Source organism: Mucilaginibacter rubeus (assembly GCF_014643835.1).
Lineage (GTDB): Bacteria > Bacteroidota > Bacteroidia > Sphingobacteriales > Sphingobacteriaceae > Mucilaginibacter > Mucilaginibacter rubeus.
This window is the reverse complement of the sequence record NZ_BMKD01000010.1, coordinates 1-18,139: the sequence shown is the minus strand read 5'-3', so window position 1 is coordinate 18,139 and position 18,139 is coordinate 1. Positions and strand designations below refer to the sequence as shown.

The 18,139-nt window shown below is 43.6% G+C and carries 13 protein-coding genes and 1 pseudogene; 2 read left to right on the top strand and 12 right to left on the bottom strand.

Going from position 1 to position 18,139, the window contains the following annotated elements:
- Positions 1 to 102: 102 nt before the first annotated feature.
- From IEX80_RS25335 to IEX80_RS25305, 7 genes are all read right to left on the bottom strand, one after another.
- The gene (locus tag IEX80_RS25335) at positions 103 to 3,558 is read right to left on the bottom strand and encodes a trifunctional glycoside hydrolase family 18/polysaccharide deacetylase/glycosyltransferase family 2 protein (protein WP_188834555.1); all 3,456 of its coding nucleotides are present in this window, start codon (positions 3,556 to 3,558) and stop codon (positions 103 to 105) included.
- A 66-nt stretch (positions 3,559 to 3,624) separates the two neighbouring features.
- Positions 3,625 to 3,804 (bottom strand): FeoB-associated Cys-rich membrane protein, encoded by a 180-nt coding sequence (locus IEX80_RS25330; RefSeq protein ID WP_229701761.1) that lies wholly within the window; start codon positions 3,802 to 3,804, stop codon positions 3,625 to 3,627.
- A gap of 41 nt (positions 3,805 to 3,845) precedes the next feature.
- Positions 3,846 to 5,039 carry a hypothetical protein gene (locus tag IEX80_RS25325; protein WP_188834554.1) on the bottom strand — a complete coding sequence of 398 codons (1,194 nt, stop codon included), beginning with the start codon at positions 5,037 to 5,039 and terminating at the stop codon, positions 3,846 to 3,848.
- A gap of 292 nt (positions 5,040 to 5,331) precedes the next feature.
- Positions 5,332 to 6,159 (bottom strand): type 1 glutamine amidotransferase, encoded by an 828-nt coding sequence (locus IEX80_RS25320; protein WP_188834553.1) that lies wholly within the window; start codon positions 6,157 to 6,159, stop codon positions 5,332 to 5,334.
- Positions 6,160 to 6,291: 132 nt separating this feature from the next.
- Complete coding sequence (locus IEX80_RS25315; protein ID WP_090533867.1) at positions 6,292 to 7,389, bottom strand: carboxylate-amine ligase; 1,098 nt, start codon at positions 7,387 to 7,389, stop codon at positions 6,292 to 6,294.
- Between the two features lie 125 nt (positions 7,390 to 7,514).
- Positions 7,515 to 8,741: an ATP-grasp domain-containing protein gene (locus IEX80_RS25310; protein WP_188834552.1), complete on the bottom strand. Its 1,227-nt coding sequence runs from the start codon at positions 8,739 to 8,741 to the stop codon at positions 7,515 to 7,517.
- Between the two features lie 138 nt (positions 8,742 to 8,879).
- Positions 8,880 to 9,587 (bottom strand): esterase family protein, encoded by a 708-nt coding sequence (locus tag IEX80_RS25305; RefSeq protein WP_090533863.1) that lies wholly within the window; start codon positions 9,585 to 9,587, stop codon positions 8,880 to 8,882.
- A gap of 164 nt (positions 9,588 to 9,751) precedes the next feature.
- Between IEX80_RS25305 and IEX80_RS25300 the strand changes: the two genes are divergently transcribed.
- Positions 9,752 to 10,540, top strand: coding sequence for an alpha/beta hydrolase (locus IEX80_RS25300; RefSeq protein WP_229701760.1), 789 nt, complete (start codon positions 9,752 to 9,754; stop codon positions 10,538 to 10,540).
- 115 nt (positions 10,541 to 10,655) lie between these two features.
- Complete coding sequence (gene typA, locus IEX80_RS25295; RefSeq protein ID WP_176622498.1) at positions 10,656 to 12,467, top strand: translational GTPase TypA; 1,812 nt, start codon at positions 10,656 to 10,658, stop codon at positions 12,465 to 12,467.
- 32 nt (positions 12,468 to 12,499) lie between these two features.
- Here typA and IEX80_RS25290 read toward each other — a convergent pair whose 3' ends face one another.
- The 5 genes and pseudogenes from IEX80_RS25290 to IEX80_RS25270 form a co-directional block, all read right to left on the bottom strand.
- On the bottom strand, positions 12,500 to 15,310 hold the full coding sequence (locus IEX80_RS25290; RefSeq protein WP_188834550.1) for a S8 family peptidase: 2,811 nt from the start codon (positions 15,308 to 15,310) through the stop codon (positions 12,500 to 12,502).
- Positions 15,311 to 15,407: 97 nt separating this feature from the next.
- Positions 15,408 to 16,238, bottom strand: coding sequence for a M57 family metalloprotease (locus IEX80_RS25285; RefSeq protein ID WP_090533853.1), 831 nt, complete (start codon positions 16,236 to 16,238; stop codon positions 15,408 to 15,410).
- 259 nt (positions 16,239 to 16,497) lie between these two features.
- The gene (locus IEX80_RS25280) at positions 16,498 to 16,971 is read right to left on the bottom strand and encodes an aspartyl protease family protein (RefSeq protein WP_229701759.1); all 474 of its coding nucleotides are present in this window, start codon (positions 16,969 to 16,971) and stop codon (positions 16,498 to 16,500) included.
- A 249-nt stretch (positions 16,972 to 17,220) separates the two neighbouring features.
- Complete coding sequence (locus IEX80_RS25275) at positions 17,221 to 17,850, bottom strand: response regulator (protein WP_176622502.1); 630 nt, start codon at positions 17,848 to 17,850, stop codon at positions 17,221 to 17,223.
- 73 nt (positions 17,851 to 17,923) lie between these two features.
- Positions 17,924 to 18,139, bottom strand: a pseudogene (locus IEX80_RS25270) (hypothetical protein); the annotation flags it as partial.

Here is an 18,139-nt window from a genome sequence, read left to right as displayed (position 1 = left end):
TCCGAAGTCTCCGACTTCGGACAGCGGAATTGAAAAGAAAATGCTATTCGAAGTCTCTGACGTCGAATCTGTTGTAGTTTGTAACTACAGGCTCTTTTAATTCTAACTATAATGTTTATACAACAAATACACAATTGCCGCAACTATCGCCACGCCAATTATCATATATATCGGCTGCGCTTTTTTGCTTCCCGAACCATCAACTTTCACATTACCCGTACGCTTAAGCACTCCCCATCCGCTCAATTCGCCTTTCAATGCTTTTCGTAGCGATTTAAACAGCACGTAATACATTAACTGCCGCCACATAAAACGCTGCGGAATGATATAGATGAGTTTCTTGTAGTCTTCCTTTTCCATCCGGAAAGCGATGATACCTACTATAAAATCAACCACCACAAATGCTACGTAATAAAGCAGCATCTTTTCGGGTTTTTCACCGAACAGGGCGAATAGCATCATCAAATCTGCCAGAGGGGAAAACAGCGGCAATATGATCTGGAAGATAAGGATGTTTGGCATCCCCACCATCCCGAAGAACTTGTACTTTTTGTTAAACAGCGCGTCGCGGTTTTTCCAGAAACTTTGCATCACACCAAAACTCCAACGAAAACGCTGTTTAAGCAACATGTTTATCGTCTCCGGCGCTTCGGTATAAGCAATGGCTTCGGCGCAGTTACGCACTACGTAGCCTTGTTTCAGGATACGCATGGTAAGATCACAATCCTCGGCAAGAGTATCATAGGTAAACCCGCCTGCACGGAAAATAGCCGATTTACGGAACGCACCAATAGCCCCCGGTACAACCGTAATACTATTGATGAGATCAAACGCGCGGCGGTCCATATTTTGCGCAGTAATATACTCTATCGACTGCCAGCGGGTGATGATATTGGTTTCGTTGCCAACTTTAACCGTTCCGGCCACAGCACCTATTTCCTCATCGGTAAAGTAGGTCATGAGCTGATAAACAGCATCAGTTTTGAGTTGGGTATCAGCATCAATACAAACCACAAAATCATTTTGGGCATGGGTGATACCAAAGTTTAATGCTGATGCCTTACCTCCGTTTGGTTTGGTTAGGATCTTGATGAGCGGATTACCTTTGTAAGCAGCCTCTACAACTTCAAATGTTTTATCTTTTGATCCGTCATCAACAAAAATGATCTCGAACGATGGATAATCGGTTTTGAGCAGACTTTGTATAGTCGCTACGGCGTTAACTTCCTCGTTGTAAGCAGGAACTATGATACTCACGGCCGGCATCACATCGGCATCGCGATCAAGCTTTTTGGATTTTTTATCCACGCTTCGCTGCCTTACAGCCAAAATGCCAATAAGTACAATGCGGCCAATCGCCAGGAATATAGCCGATAGGAATATATAGATCAGCGCCCAGTTTATATAGTAATAACCATGAATAAAAACATCATAAGCGGGCCCGAAAATACCTGTGCTTGGATCCGGTTTAATCGGCGGCATCAGATCATCCTTAGTTTTGCCCAGCACATCGGCAATAGTGGTAAACTGGTATCCGTGCGATTTAAAGTAATGAATGATTGCAGGAAGGGCTTTAACTGTTTCTTCGCGGGTATCACCTCCTGCATCGTGCAGTAATATCATCGATCCGTTATCTTTTTGCCTTATGGTGCGGGCAATAATACTATCGGCAGTTACGCCGGGCTGCCAATCCCAGGGATCGATAGATTCGCCGATGGTGATATAACTTTGACGACGGCTTTCTGCAACCGGAATAACCTCGGCAAGGGTTTGCGGCTCGGCATCGGCATTAAATGGTGGGCGGAACAGGATAGTGCTTCGGCCGGTTACCGATTCAATAAGTTTGCGCGTGGAGTTAAGCTCCAGGATCACCCTCTTTAAGCTGATGGTTGAAATATCGGGGTGGAAGAACGTGTGATTGCCTATTTCGTAACCTTCTTCGTATTCGCGCCGTAATAACTGTATGTTTTTTTCGGCCATGGAACCCACAACAAAGAATGCTGCCGGTACCTTTTCGGCTTTAAGGATATCTAAAATACGTGGGGTAAAATCGGGGTCGGGGCCATCATCAAAAGTTAAAACCACTTTCTTAGGGGCATAACCATACCTGCGGATCACATATTTAGTAGGAAGTTTTATATAATGCTGATCGAGGATGGTAAACGTAGATGTATCCATTTTTACATCAATTACTCCGGTGGTAGGAGTAGTAATGAGGTCAAGCACCTCGCCATCACCATCATAGTCAACATTTACACGGTTGTTCAAACCTACAGATGTAAGTCTCCGCATATCCACACCTGTTTTTTTCAATGAGTCTATCGACAGGTTTTTCTGGAAAAATGTCCACAAACGCGGATCTTCGGCACCTAAACGCCATAAAGCCACGCCGCCGGTGGCCCAGTCGTCGGCCATGCGGATTACATTAAAGTTTGTTGCCGCGTCTGTAAAGTATATGGAATGGTCAAGACTGTCCTTGTCCATATAAGTGAAGTGTAAATTTGCCGAATTTGGATCAAAGGTGATCTTGCTTTTTTGCTCTTCGGCGGTACTGATAGCCTGCTGATAACCTATAGTTTTACCTACACTGCCTTCGGGCCAGTCATAGGCGCCGCCCGCGAATGTTAAAATTATTTTTTCTGACGGAACTTTCGAACATACATCATCGAGGATTTGCTCAACCCAGCGCTGATTTGAAAGATCGCCGGCATTAGTTGCTTCATAATGTTCATCAATAGCCATGATGAACAGGAAATCGTTTACATGCTGGAGCTTTGTGATATCAAAGCTTTCATCCTCCGGCACTACGTTTTGAGTAACCAGGAAACCTTTGGCATGCAAGGTTGCATAGAGCTCATTTTGAAAAGCTATGTAATTTTTGCTGTTGCGGTCCCTCACCTCATCAAAATCAACATTGACACCCTTCAACTTGTTTTTGGTAAGCGAGTTAGCTATGCTGTTAATAAAATTACTACGAAGTGTTTTGTTGTTAACAATACGGTCTACATCTTTAGTATCATAGCCGCCATGTGTGTTGTTGTAGTTTACGTAGTTTGACAGCGACACAATAATCGGCTTGTTGTATTTTTTATTGAGGTTCATCAGCCCGGTATCGAGCTTGGTTACAACGGTATCAGTTTTAGGTAATATAGAAAAGCCTTCGCTCACTACCATATCCAGGTGGCCAATATTCACCACCAGCGAGTTATAAGCCTGAGGTTCCCACGCACGATAAAAAGCGGCGTTTATACGGTCTTTATTGTTAGGTTGTTTAAGCTGATGTAATTTCTTAGCTCTCTCAAGTGCTTCTATTTCAGATTTTTGTATTTTGAATGATTTGAACTTCGTTGATTTTTTTAATTGTTCAAGTTCCTCCCTGGTCATTTTTTTGGGAGCAGGGTTAAGGTTGGGAAGCTCGGGGTAATAGGTTGAGCGGATAGTAACAATAACGGCTATTATACCAATAATCAATGCAGCCAGTAGTACACGGCTCAACCATTTAAAACGGTTCCACCTACCGGGATTATCAGCCTGAAAAACTTGCTTGCTTGATGACATTAAGAAAAATTACTTTATTAAAAGTATGGGTTACTTATGAAGATTGTATGAAATAAGAATTGGGCATTATTTGGTGGTTTTTCCGGGTTCGATACCTGAAAAATCAATACCGCATTTGCAATTGCCGCCGCAGCTTTTTTTAGTAGTAAGCGCCCTGTACATCATACGGCCAATGTAAAAAACAGCGCCTGCAAAAAGTATCGCGATAATGATGATCTGCATATTCATAAAGACAAAATTAAGCATTATTTAATATATACGTACAGACAGGGTAATTAGTACAAAGTTTAACGGGGCATAAAAGCAACCGTGCCGCCAACCCAGTTGTAATCTTTATTATAACGTACGCCTATCATTTTTCCACGGCTTAACCGCGCAAGGTTTATGGCAAGTGTGGGTTTTTTATCCCCATCGGGCCAGAGATAAAGCAACCTGATCTCGGCCTTTACGCCGCCTTCCGGCGATTGTACAACAGGTTCGTAATTTACCTTTTCCTGTAAAATCCAGTTTTCAGGATCTGTAATAGTTGTTATGTCTTCCTTACTAATATCGATAATTACACCCTGACCCGCAAAGGAGAACAACGGTTTAAGCACATAGTTTTCCAAATTGGCAGGGATTTGTTCTAACTGGTGCAAAAACTGAGTTTTGGGAATGTAATTGCCTGTTAAAAAAGGCATGGTGAATTTACTGACCCGATAAAACCAGTTGGGATGAGTGATCCATTCAACCTCAAGGGGCTGCCTGATATCGGCCACTTTGGTAAAGATCTCCGGATCGCCCGCTATCTCATCAAATATTAAACGATTATAAATGCGTTTAATTTGTTTCTTTTGGTCGCCCACCATGTAGTAAAGCTTTTTGCCATCCTGGATCAGGTCGGACAATGACACAACCGGCGTGCCGATGTACTTTTGGGTAAGGTAAAAATCAACCGATGTTTTTTGCTCAGGGGCGTTTACATCCATTAGCACAACTTCATCAGGATGGTAAGTACCTACGATTGTCTTTTTGAGCAGATCGAGATAGTTTTCCCTGTCCAACCCTCCGAAAAAGATAGTTTCGTCGGCAGGGATATCATAAATTTCCCGGTAGGTATTGCCCAAATGTACCTGGAAGCCATAAAGTGAAGGAAAGCCCTGTAATTCGATGAGTTTGGGTACGATATTGCCCTGCTCATCCTTACAGATGCCAAAATCCAGGGCGATAAAATGCGGGTGATCATTTTCATTGGCCACCCGCCAAAAATCAGGAATAGCCCGTTCGGTCAGTTCTTTGAAATTGGGCTTGAGGATAGTATCAACAATATCATTACCGGCGGCGATGAGCTTATTACGAAAATCGGCAGTCAAAAACACCGGTGTTTCCGCAACACGGAACGGAACAGGTTTACGTAGCCCTTCATTAAGAAGATTCAGAAATTGACTGTACTTTTCCTCGCTGAATGTGTTGTTAAATGTTTTTCTGGCTGATGGATTCATCGATAATTATTTTTAAATCAAAGTCATATTGAGTTTTAAATCCGTGACCTCTAAAGCTGAAATGACATCTCCACGCCGTCATGCTGAACTTGTTTCAGCACCCCACAAGAAAGGTAGGCGATTTGCTTAGCATGTGGCTTAGCAAGTGGGGTGTTGAAACAAGTTCAACATGACGATAATTTATTAATCGGGTCATGCTGAGCCTGTCGAAGCATAGTGGACAGGGCCTCTGCGCGCGTCCTTCGACAGGCTCAGGATGACAGTCCCGCTACACAAAAAATGAAATTACAGTTTATATCACACCCAACGCACTTTCTACCGCCATATCCAAAAAATTAGGAATAAGCGTATGCTGGGTATGTGTTATTTTATCCGGATCGTCGAGGCGTTCAAGCATCTCGCGGTATTTAACTTCTCCATGCTCGCTGATCACTTCGTCCTTTTTTTCTTCGCGAAGCAACATGCCTTTCATGCCCCCGGCATCGGCCTCGGGGTGAAATTGGGTGGCAAAGAAATAATCGTTATACCTGATGGCCATCATTGCCCTTGGTAAATCAACATGCGGACGTTCTTTTTCTATCGCCACCAGTTGCATACCCAGCTCTTTAAAGCGTTTTTCATCCGGGTTGATCACCTGCCAACTACGCGAATCAACAGCGTAAAATGGTTCGGCTAAACCTTCAAATAATGGCTCATTTAACCCAAGCCCGGTTTTATTTACCGGCAGTACGCCAAACGACGGCGAGCGCCGCATATTAATATCGCCGAGCTTGTAATAACGGCACATTAACTGAAACGAGTGGCACACAAAAAACACATGCTTTTTATTGCTGTTGTTAGATAAGTTGTGATCTTCCAGTTTATTAACCAGGTTAAAGTATTTCTTTTCCCACTCGGTACCCTCGGTTTCCAATGGATTGCCGGGTCCTCCGCTTGATATATAAATATCAAAATTGAGATCGGCCATTTCGCATTTGCGGCGTACATCAAAGATCTGGTAAGTTAAATTCAGATCGTGTTCGGTTCGGTATCGCTTTAAAATATCCTGGAAACCGCGCATACCCTCGTTCGCTATCCCATCATACAGATCAAGTATGGCCACTTTTATTTCCGGTTTCATATGCCCCCTCTAAATCTCCCCTGATAGGGGAGACTTTTTGTTTTAATGTTTAAAAAATAATCTCCCCTTTTATATCCCAAACTGTTTAAAGCCCTCCCTTCCGGGGAGGGTTTGGGTGGGGTGAGTGGGTCACTACAACCCCTTCAAAGTTTGTGAGGTGATATAATCCACCACATCGGCAAAGTTATTGTTTTGCTGGTAAATGGCCAGTTGCCTGTCGGCACCGGTGCCGTGCTCCAGGATATTGTGTACGTATTGCAGGTCATCGCGTGAGCCAAGCTCATCAACTACATCGTCTACAAAATCAAGTAGTTCCAATATTAACGATCGGGTATTTACCTCCATTTCCTTACCAAAATCTATCATTTTGCCGTCGATACCGTACCGGGCTGCACGCCATTTATTTTCGTTAATGAGCGCGCGCGAATAGTTAATAAACTTCATGTTTTGCGCCCTGAGCTTGTACAACTTGGCACATAAAGCCTGGAATAAAGCGGTAAACGCAATGGTTTCATCAACCAGCATAGGGCAGTCGCAAATGCGGAACTCAATAGTCTCAAAGAAAGGATGTACCCGGATATCCCACCAGATTTTTTTGGCGTTATCAATGCAATTGGTTTTTACGAGCAGCTTTATGTAGCGGTCGTACTCCTCAATGCTGCTGAAATAATCGGGGATACCGGTGCGCGGAAACTTATCAAAAACCTTGGTACGGAATGATTTGAAGCCCGTGTTCCGCCCTTCCCAAAACGGCGAATTGGTTGAAAGGGCATACACATGCGGCAAAAAATAGCGCACCTGGTTGGCAATATGAATAGCCATATCGCGCGACTGGATGCCAACATGCACATGCAAACCAAAAATGAGGTTGGAGCGGGCCGCCTCCTGCATCTCATCCACAATTTCAAAATACCTGGGGTTATCGGTAATTAATTGATGCTGCCAGTGCGAAAACGGGTGTGTACCCGCGGCGCCAATCCGCAGACCAATATCACCTGCCAGTTGCGCTACCGTGGTACGAAGCTTACTTACCTCTTTGCGGGCTTCCTGGGTATTGCGGCAAATATGTGTACCCACCTCAACTACAGCCTGGTGCATTTCGGCTTTCACCTGGTCTTCATGGATTTTTTGGGCTGCATCCACAATTTTTTGCTCATGCGATTTTAGCTCCCGCGATACCGGGTCAATCACCATAAATTCTTCTTCAACACCTAAGGTAAATTCGTTCATAATTGGTTAGGGTTATTACTTAAAAAACGGTTGTCATTTCGACCGTAGGGAGAAATCTTATACGAATAGCTTATCGCGCGTACAGGATTTCTCCTCGTTCCTCGTTCGAAATGACAACCTTTTATTTATTTCTTAGCTGCCTTTTTAGGCTTAGGCGCTGCTTTTTCTTTTACGGCTGTAGCTTTGGCAACAGGCTCTTTTACCACAGCGGTTTTTACTGCCGCTTCTTTCACTGCGGCAGCTTTTACCGCCGGTTCTTTTGCTACTGCCGGTTCTTTTGCCACAGCTGCTTTTGCTGCGGGTGCTTTGGTTTTCTTCGGTTTGCCCTCGTCTTCAATAGCATGGTCAACCACAGCCACGGAAACATCTGCTTTAACAGCCTTTTTTTTTGCAACTGCTACCAACGGCATTTTTGCTGCCGAAGTTTTTACAAATTCGCCCCAGGTAAGGTTGTCAAAGCCGTCTTTTTGTTTTTTTGCGCGTTCAATGGCATAATCGGCGGCTGTTTCAACCACCCATTCAAAGTTTTCCTGGCCTACGCTGGTAACTTCGGCGTCGGGGGCGGGGTTACAAAAATCAATAGCGTAAGGTATGCCATCGCGAACGGCAAACTCCACTGTATTAAAATCGTAACCTAAATATTGGTTTAGTTTTATCACATAATCTTTAATGGTGTCCAATAGCTTTTTAGATGCAGGTGCTTTACCATGCTCATAGCGCAGGTGGTGCGGGTTACGCGGCTCATACTGCATAATGCGCACATGCTTGCCGCCAATGCAATAGCAGCGAAAGTAATCGTCAAAAATAACCTCTTCCTGCAGCATCATTACATACTGTTTGGTTTTATCGTATTTGCTGAAAAAATCTTTCTCATTTTCCAGCTTATAAACTTCTTTCCAACCGCCGCCGTCAAAAGGTTTCATATAGGCAGGGAAACCTACATAGTTGAAAATGCCATTCCAATCAAGCGGGTAAGCCAGGTTACGGAATGATTTGCTGGTGGTATCATCCGGCAATTCTTTTGATGGCAGAATTACAGTTTTAGGTACCGGAACTCCGATTTTTACAGCAAGGGCGTTGTTAAAAAACTTTTCGTCAGCACTCCACCAAAAAGGGTTGTTGATTACCGCTGTACCACAAATAGCCGCGTTTTTTAGGGCCGCGCGATAGTAAGGCACATCCTGCGAAATGCGGTCGATGATCACAGCATAGTCAAGCGGTTCGGCCTGCATTACCTTATCAAGGCGTACAAACTCGGCACTGATGCCTTTTTCTGCTTTTTGGTTCACGCGGTCAACAAATGCCTGCGGAAACGAATCTTCCTGTCCGAATAAGATACCGATTTTTTTCATGGTAGTAGGTGTTTTTATGTTTGTTTTTCTTTGGGTTTCAGGTTGATGTAAATCTTGCTCTTTATTTTTTCATTTTTTTCCTGTCTCTTAAACTCTTGCTTTTTATTTTCTTGTTTCTTGAATCCTGATCTCTTGTTTCTATTTAATCGTTGATAAATAATGCGGGAACATTTCGCGCCAGATGGGCCAGTCGTGATTGGCAAAAGGGCGGATATCCAGCCAGTGTTTAATGTTTTTTTGTTTTAAAATATTTGAGAGCTGGATATTATACCCTTTACATATGTCATACTCGGATGTACCAAGTACAATGTTCATTTGCCAAAGGTCATGATGGTTACTGCCCGGCAAAAAATCGACCGGGTTATTATAAAAAATGTTATCATCATAATAACCATCGGTAAACATTTTAATATCAAAGGCCCCGCCCATGGTAAACAAATGCCTCACCTTTTCAGGATGTTTGAACGCGAAATTGGCGGCATGATAGCCCCCAAAACTACAGCCGGCGAGAGCTACCTTGCCAACGCCTGTTTCATGCATGACCCAGGGGATGAGCTCGTTTATCAACATGCGATCGTATCCTGCATAGGTTTTGGCCCTGTCGGCCGGGTGGATGCCTTTATTGTACCAGCTGCGGTCGTCGATAGTATCGGGGCAGTAGATTTTCACCAGTCCATTATCAATAAACCATTTTACACTCTCGATCAGGCCGAAATCTTTGTTTTGATAATAGCGGCCTTTGGTAGTAGGGAAAACGATCACAGGATAACCGCGGTCGCCGAATACCAGCATTTCGAGGTCGGTGTTGGTGTTGGGTGAGTGCCAGCGGTGAAATTTTTCGGTCAAAGCTTGTAGTTTTTATAATGATTGTAAGTTAGGAGGTTTGTTTGAAAAAGGCAACAGCCTGATAATATTAATCCTTAGCCGCCAAAAAGTAAAAAGTATAGCTTATTTTTGCGCCCTTAATTTTAATTTAGAAAGAGATGTACCCGGGCTGGCTTGATACTGAAATGACAATAACCGAACAAGAAATAAATATAACCTCGGCACTGCTGGAGCGGGAAGTGACCTTAACCATCCTGAAGCCGGAAGACAGTGATATCGCCGAACCGCTAAACCTGCTGCTGCTTAATGACGGACAGGAGCTTGAGAACCTCGGATTAAAAACCACGCTCGAAACATTATATAATACCAATCGCCTTAAGCCGCTGCTGATCGTAGCTATCCATGCCGGAGATAGCCGCCTGGATGAATATGGCATTGCTGGTAAACCCGATTTTAAAGGCCGGGGTGCCAAAGCAGGTGTATATACACAATTTATAAAGGAAGAACTATTGCCTCAATTACTACAATTAACCAGCTTTACTGAATTTGATGCAACGGCCTTTGCAGGCTTTTCGCTCGGCGGTTTATCCGCATTTGATATTGTTTGGAATAATCCGGCATTGTTCAATAAAACAGGCGTTTTTTCCGGTTCGTTTTGGTGGCGGGGAAAAGACCTGTCCAAAGGCTATACCGACGCCGACAGGCTGATGCACCAGGTGATCAGGGAAACTAAAACCAAACCGGCTATCAATGCCTGGCTGCAAACCGGCACTAAAGATGAAACCAGCGATCGAAACAAAAACGGCATTATTGATGCCATTGACGATACTATCGACCTGATCAAAGAAATGGAGATGAAGGGCTTTAAACGCCCTGAAGAAATTCAATATGTTGAAATAGTAGGAGGCACCCATAATCCCGCTACATGGGGCAAGGCGATGGCCAAGTTTTTGGTTTGGGCTTTTGGGAGATAAGGTATTAACTGCCTTTTGATACTTTGATTACATTAATTATTACCTATAACTTCTGAACGCTTTATAATCTCATATATTAAGCGTACCTTTGCGCCAAATTTTAGGGAGCATTTTCATGCAAAAAATAAGAAATATCGCGATTATAGCGCACGTTGACCACGGTAAAACTACTTTGGTTGATAAAATTCTGCACAGCTGTGCCATTTTCAGGGACAATGAGCAAACCGGAGAGTTAATCCTTGACAACAATGACCTTGAACGTGAGCGTGGTATCACCATCGTTTCAAAAAACGTATCTGTAAGGTATAAGGATGTTAAGATCAACATTATTGATACCCCTGGTCACGCCGATTTTGGTGGCGAGGTTGAGCGTGTATTGAAAATGGCCGATGGTGTATTATTACTTTGCGACGCTTTTGAAGGCGCTATGCCTCAAACTCGTTTCGTAACTCAAAAAGCTTTGGCTTTAGGCCTTAAGCCAATTGTAGTTGTAAATAAAGTTGATAAAGAGAACTGCCGCCCCGAAGAAGTTTACGAACAAATTTTTGAATTATTCTTCAACCTTGAAGCTACTGAAGAGCAACTGGATTTCCCGGTTATCTACGGTTCATCAAAACAAGGCTGGATGAGCACCGATTATAAAAAACCAACAACGGATATTTTCCCGTTAATGGATGCTATTTTGGAAAACATTCCTCCGGCGCCTATTGCTGAAGGTACTTTACAAATGCAGATCACCTCTTTAGATTATTCATCTTTCGTAGGTCGTATCGCTATCGGTCGTGTGGCACGTGGTACCATTAAGGAAAACCAACCGGTATCTTTGGTAAAACGCGACGGCACCATCCAAAAATCAAGAATAAAAGAGCTTTATACATTTGAAGGCTTGGGTAAAGTACGTGCTACTGAAGTTAGCTCGGGCGATATCTGTGCCGTAGTTGGTATTGAAGGTTTTGATATTGGCGACACCATTGCCGATTTTGAAAACCCGGAACAACTGGAAGTAATTAAAATTGATGAGCCAACAATGAACATGTTGTTCACCATCAATACTTCACCTTTCTTTGGTAAAGAAGGTAAATTTGTTACTTCACGCCACCTGCGCGATCGTTTGTACAAAGAGATGGAAAAAAACCTGGCGCTTAAGGTTGTTGAAACCGAATCGCCTGATTCATACCTGGTTTATGGTCGTGGTATCCTTCACTTATCAGTATTGATCGAAACTATGCGCCGTGAAGGTTATGAATTGCAGGTTGGTCAGCCGCAGGTTATTATTAAAGAGATCAACGGTGTTAAATGTGAGCCGGTTGAAACCCTGATTGTTGACGTACCGGGTGATGTTGCAGGTAAAGTAATTGAACTTGTAACTCAACGTAAAGGCGATTTGTTGATCATGGAGCCTAAAGGCGATTTGCAACACCTTGAATTTGATATCCCTGCACGCGGCATCATCGGTTTACGTAACAACGTGTTAACTGCAACAGGCGGCGAGGCTATCATGGCACACCGTTTCAAAGCATACGAACCATGGAAAGGTCAGATCCCGGGCCGTTTAAATGGTGTATTGGTATCAATGGATACCGGTAAAACTACTGCTTTCGCAATTGATAAATTACAGGATCGTGGCAGGTTTCACGTTGATCCCGGAGTTGATATTTATGAGGGCCAGATTTTAGGTGAACACATTCGCGATAACGATTTGGTTATCAACCTAACCAAAGGCAAGCAGTTAACCAACATGCGTGCATCAGGTAGTGATACCAACGTACGGATTGCTCCGGCTATCAAATTCTCGTTGGAGGAATCAATGGAATATATCCAGGCCGATGAGTATATTGAGGTTACGCCGCAAAGCATCCGCTTGCGTAAGATCTATCTTAACGAAAACGAACGTAAGATCAACGCTAAGAAATTTGTTAGTCAATAATTTTCAATAAACAAGTATATGAAGCCCTTCGGTTAACCGGAGGGCTTTTTTGTTATCAGTTTACCATTGTAAACTACTTTGCCATTTAGTTCGATGGTATAAACATATATGCCTGCCACGAGGTTTACGGGGATGGTGTTTTGTAATTCATTGATGCTTTTAACCAGAGTTAACTTACCATCGATGCTGTATAGTTTAAATTCGTAATTATTGATATCGCCGCTGATGATATTGATCTGTCCGGCAACAGGGTTGGGGTATATAACAAATTGGTGGGGCTGTAAATAAACAGCATCGGCTATGTTGGAGTATATGATATCGCCGTTGATTGTGGTGAGTTTTGCCCGGTAATATTGTTTGCCCCGCCGGGGATTATTGTCGGCGTATATATAATCTACCGCTGTACTAACCGGGATGGTATTTAAAGTATCGTATTGGCCGGCAGCTGTTGTTTTTTCCCAGGTGATGGATTTAAGATTATAAACACTGCCCAACTGCAGGTTGAGCACAACGGTATTGTTAACTACATTTGCCAATAATGTTTTTACATAGCAGCCAACCCCCTGTGTGGTAGCATTAATGGTATAACTTTTTATGCCCTCAAAACCACCGCCTGTAGCGCTCACCGCAAAATAAGTTGAAGTTTGTTGTTGCGCGGGTATGATGATGCTGGTATCAGCAGTTGATACAAGTTTTTGAAGCAGGTTATCTTTAATAGTATAAACGCTGTAGCCTATGCTGCCTGGCTGGGGTTTCCATTGCAGGAGTGTGCCGCTGGCGCAATTATACCCTATATCAAGTGTTAAAGGTTTTGAAATGCTGAATTCCGCACTGGTAAAAGTTTGACCCCCGATATCCATTTTAAGCATGGTTTTGGTAAAAACATCGGGCGTTGTCCAGGTATAATAGCGGTTTTTAAGGGTGGCATTATTAATGGCCTGCCAGGTTTGGCCATGATCATAGCTAACGCTTATTGTACCCGATGCGGTATTGAATGAGCTTTGCCATCTCAGGTAATTATCCTCGGCGGCAAAAAGCTGGTCGCCGGCCGAGGGGTAGATCCATTCGAACCGGTTTGAAATAATCTCCTGGTGGGCAACATGAAATTTTTGAGCACCGGCAGTAACCCTCCTGCCCTTAACATGCACCATATATATGCCAGCCACGGGGTTTTGTAAACTTATTTGTTCTGTATTGTTTAATGTATCCACTCGTCTTTTTGCCGGGGCAGATAACGAATCGGCAGAAGGGAAGCTGCTAAGCACCCATGGTAAAATTTGCTGCCCGGATGGTGTTGTGACGGTAAGATCAAGATCATTTACCAATGCCCATGGTGCGTTAACGGCCGCCGCGGGGTCATTCCAGGCCAACGAAACTTTAAGCTCACTGCAATTCGCGGGGACCGTTATGGAATAGTCTGTTTGTGTAGCATTGCTGACAGAGCCGGTAAAAGTGCGTTTTTCATTGATGGTACGCAATGCTTCCAATGCATTCAATAAACCATAGCCTGTTTTATGGCTGGGACCTGATGAGCCTGTTTCATTGGCCGAGTTAATGAGTACACTTTTTATAAGCGCGGCAGATGGCATCTGTTTATATTGTGTTTTATAAGCTTGCTGCATCAAAGCTACCGTGCCTGATGTCAGGGCTGCCGCGCCAGACGTACCATCTTCACCATCCGCGATTAATTCGGGCTTGATGCGGCCATCATATGCCGGTCCTGCCGAGCTTAAGGGTTCGGGGACACCCGTCCTGCCGGTGCCGCCAACCACCAATACATTTTTAGCCTGCTTAAAGTCGCCCGAGAGGTTGGCTACCCCGCTTATGCCGCTGTAAACCCCGCTTTCGGGTGCAGAAGTGCCGATATTGCCCGATGAAAATACATGCACCAGCGAATCATTTTCAAAGATCTGCTGATCATAAGCGGCACTTTCGGCCCCATAATAATTTTCAATGCCAGTACCATACGAGTGGTTTTGCACCGAAATCCTGAATGATTTAAAAACGGTAGTGCTATCGGGCATTAATTGTACAAAAGATGATGACGTGAAATTTACTTTGGGTGCAACTCCCAGGCCTTTGATATATGAGTTGCCGTTGCCGCCTATGAGGGTTGCCATGGTGGTAGCATGCCCCGATGTGATATCAGAGGTTTTAAAGGATGTGAAGCTGCGGCCTAACAGATCGAGATCATTATCGTAGCGGTCTTCTTTTACCGAAACGTTAACGCCGGATCCGGTTATACCCGGAAAATTAGCCCCTATAGCCGATATGGTATTTAAGCCGAGATCTATATCGCTAATGGCAAGTTCTTCATGAGGTTGGCGCACCTCATTGGCAAATAATATATAGTCCTGCTGAAGTAAGGCAGGTAGGTTTTCTAATTTGATTTTAAGACGTACTAAGTTGCCGGTTTGGCCGGTAATGGCTCCGGATTGTTGAATGTGCTTAATAACGGTGTCATTAACAGCTGTAACTGTAACCTCAATGGCTTGTGTGTGTGCCGGGTGCTGCTTCCAGTTTTTTGCAAGGTTATCCGAAGCTTTCCAGATGGGGGAAGCGGCGCTGTTATTTATAATATTAGCATCGCTTTTGATAGCCGAGGCTGATGATACTACATAATAGTTATAGGAAACCCGTTTGATGATATTGTATTTCCGGTTATCGATATGTGCCGGATCTTTAAATTTTACAAGGTGATACTGGTTGGGATTTTTTTGCGGAGATAAAGATGTTGCCTTATAAAGTGAGACAATTGCCTCGTCGCTCATGTGTTTTTGTGACCATGACACTTTAAAGCTTAAAAAAAGGAGCAATATGGTAACAGGTAGTCTTTTTGTCATAGGCGGTAATGTGATCAAACCAATAAAGGGGAGCTGCAGCATCCCCTTTATTGATAAAGCTATTTAGTTGAAATGTAAAAAACAACTATAGGCGCTATTAGTATAAATAGTTTAACGCTATCTGATCGTTGGCATTAAACGTACGGTCGGTACCGCTTGAGCAGGCTAACATCCAAGAGCCGGCATCTGCCTTGGTTGGTGTGCCCGGAATGTTGATAGCGCCTATGCCTGCCGAACCTTCGTTTACATGTCGGCCGCCGCAGCTGAACGCGCGGTTCATATAGTCGGTATGACGGAAACCGATACAATGGCCCAACTCGTGCTGAATAACTGATGTTACATAACCCAGATCAGGGTTAGTGCCATAAGCCTGTTCGTTGGTGTTCATCTGGATTTGGCTATACGGGTCGCCCGATGAAGTAGGGAAGCCTGATGAACCTAAAGTGATATAACCGCCGCTTGGGCCCTCGTTAAAGCCGATGATATCGATTGTGCCGCCACTGCTAACCATTTGAAATTTAAGCGTGAGGTTTAAAGCATTGTAACGTGCAACCGCCGCGGTAGCCGCGTTAAGGTAAACAGTAGGCAGGTTTGTAACTGATACGGTTACTGTCCTGGGCAGATTTTTAACCAGGTTTGTGGTACGGTACTGCTCAACATCGGCAATTCTTAAGGTAGGGCTGGTGCTTGCTTCGGCTAAATTAGCTTTAGTGAGCAGGATATCTCCTTCAACAAGATAGCCATCGCCCTGCCTGCGCACTTCATCGGTGCTGAAGCCTAAGTTTGTAATACTTTTCAGTACATCATCCGGAATAGCGGTTGGGCTGGTGGTTGTAGTTTTTGCAGCCTTGTCTTTTGAACAGGAGAATAGTACAGAGACTCCGACAAGCACGCTTAGTCCGATCCCTAATAATAGTTTTCTTTTCATTGTTTTCGTTACGTTTTAGATGTAAAAGAAGAATTAATTTCAGCAGCCGGCCAGCGCTATTAACTTATACGCAATATATAAATAAAATGTTATGAATTTATTAATAGAAAATAACAAAAAAATATTCTTTTTAGGAATTATTGTCTTTTTATTCGATTGATATCGAAATTATAATTGTCATTTTGACTATTATGCCAATTATAGCTTTGTTATAACCCAATGGGTATTTTTGGAGCAGACCCTTGTTGATTAATTAAAATTACCTTCGAATATATAAGGCCCCGCGTAAGCTTGACAAAGGCTTTTTTAGTTTCAGTACCCGTTTCCCATAGTCAATAACGGCTTTATATTTCATTAAAATATCTCCGCCCAAAACACCCAATACCTGCGGGTACCCCATTTGGCCGTAGGCGACATTAATAGTGGAAAGATCAAGCACAGCTACTTCAAATTCGGAGATAGGCAAGTCGCCGATGTGCAGGTCGCTGACTGTTGCTGTAAAAGATTCCATGGTATTAGTGCCGAGGCCAGTGGAGAGTTTATCGCTGGCTAAGATGTTCATGGTTTCATTGGCTTCGGAAAGCACCGTTTGATCAAAAGCGGTTTTTGACGCGCCGGTATCCAGCACCATAATAAAAGTTTTTTCAAACAGCATAACTTCAACCAGCGGGTGGAAACCATCGTCATGCAGGTCGATAATACGGAGCGGGACAGATATAATCATTGCAGGCATGCCAATTACAGATGTGCAAATGTGCAGATTAAAGCAGTGATTATTATTGATCCTGTTAGAAAAAAAATCCGGCAGTAGTTTTAGGATTTAATTAGATGGCATCTTTCACGGTGTGATCTTTCAATTGTGATAAGGTTTAGGCTTTAAAGATCACCAACAGGGAGTTAATTTTAACAACGCCTTTTAGTTTCTTTATAACGCTAAATTAGCGTTAACCATTAAGCCCTGCAATACTGAAAAAGTGGTATATCAGAATGCGCGGAATTTATTAATAGCTTCTACTTTATTTTGTACCTGCAGTTTGATGTAGGTATTGCGGATGTGTTTTTTAACGGTTCCGGTAGAGATATCGAGGCGATCGGCGATTTCTTTGTACTGGAGGCCGCGGGCCAGGTGGTTAAGTACTTCAACCTCGCGTTCGGTGAGGCTTTCGGCAGCAGGGGCAGGCAGTTTATCGGTGTCGGCATTGAATGATGCGATGACCCTTCGCGAGATATAGGCGCTCATGGGGGAACCGCCTGCAGCAATTTCGGTAATGGCGTTCCTAATCTCATCGGCCGAAGATTCTTTGAGCATATAGCCGGTTGCGCCGCTTTTTAAAGATTCAAAAATATTGGTGTTGTCATCGTTGATGGTGCACATCAAAAATTCGGCATGCGGGACAAAGGGCTTGGCCCGCCGTATAAATTCAATGCCCGACATGCCTTCGAGGTTTATATCCACGATAAAGATATCCGGTTTAAGCTGGTCAATTTTTTTTAATACGGCTTCGGCATTGGAATAAGAACCAATTAAAGTTACACCGCTCATATCATGAATAATCTGTTCCAGCCCGCGCCGGTAATGTAAATTATCCTCTAACAAAACTATCTGGAGCATGCTTTTCGGTAAATATAAAATGCTAATTTCCTAAATTATCCCGGCTTTCTTTATACCTATTATGGGGTATACGCTAAAGGTTTAGTTTAAGGCCGATGGATGTGCCTTTACCGTGGGCGGTATCAATTTTCAGTTCGGCGTTCAATCTTTTTGCCCGCGTGTGAATATTCCGGATGCCCATGGTTTCGTGCTTGCGCACATCAGGGTCAAATCCGCGCCCGTCATCACGGATGCTGATCTGCAGTCGGTTTTTGTAAAGATTGATTTCCAGAAACGCGTTTTGTGCCTC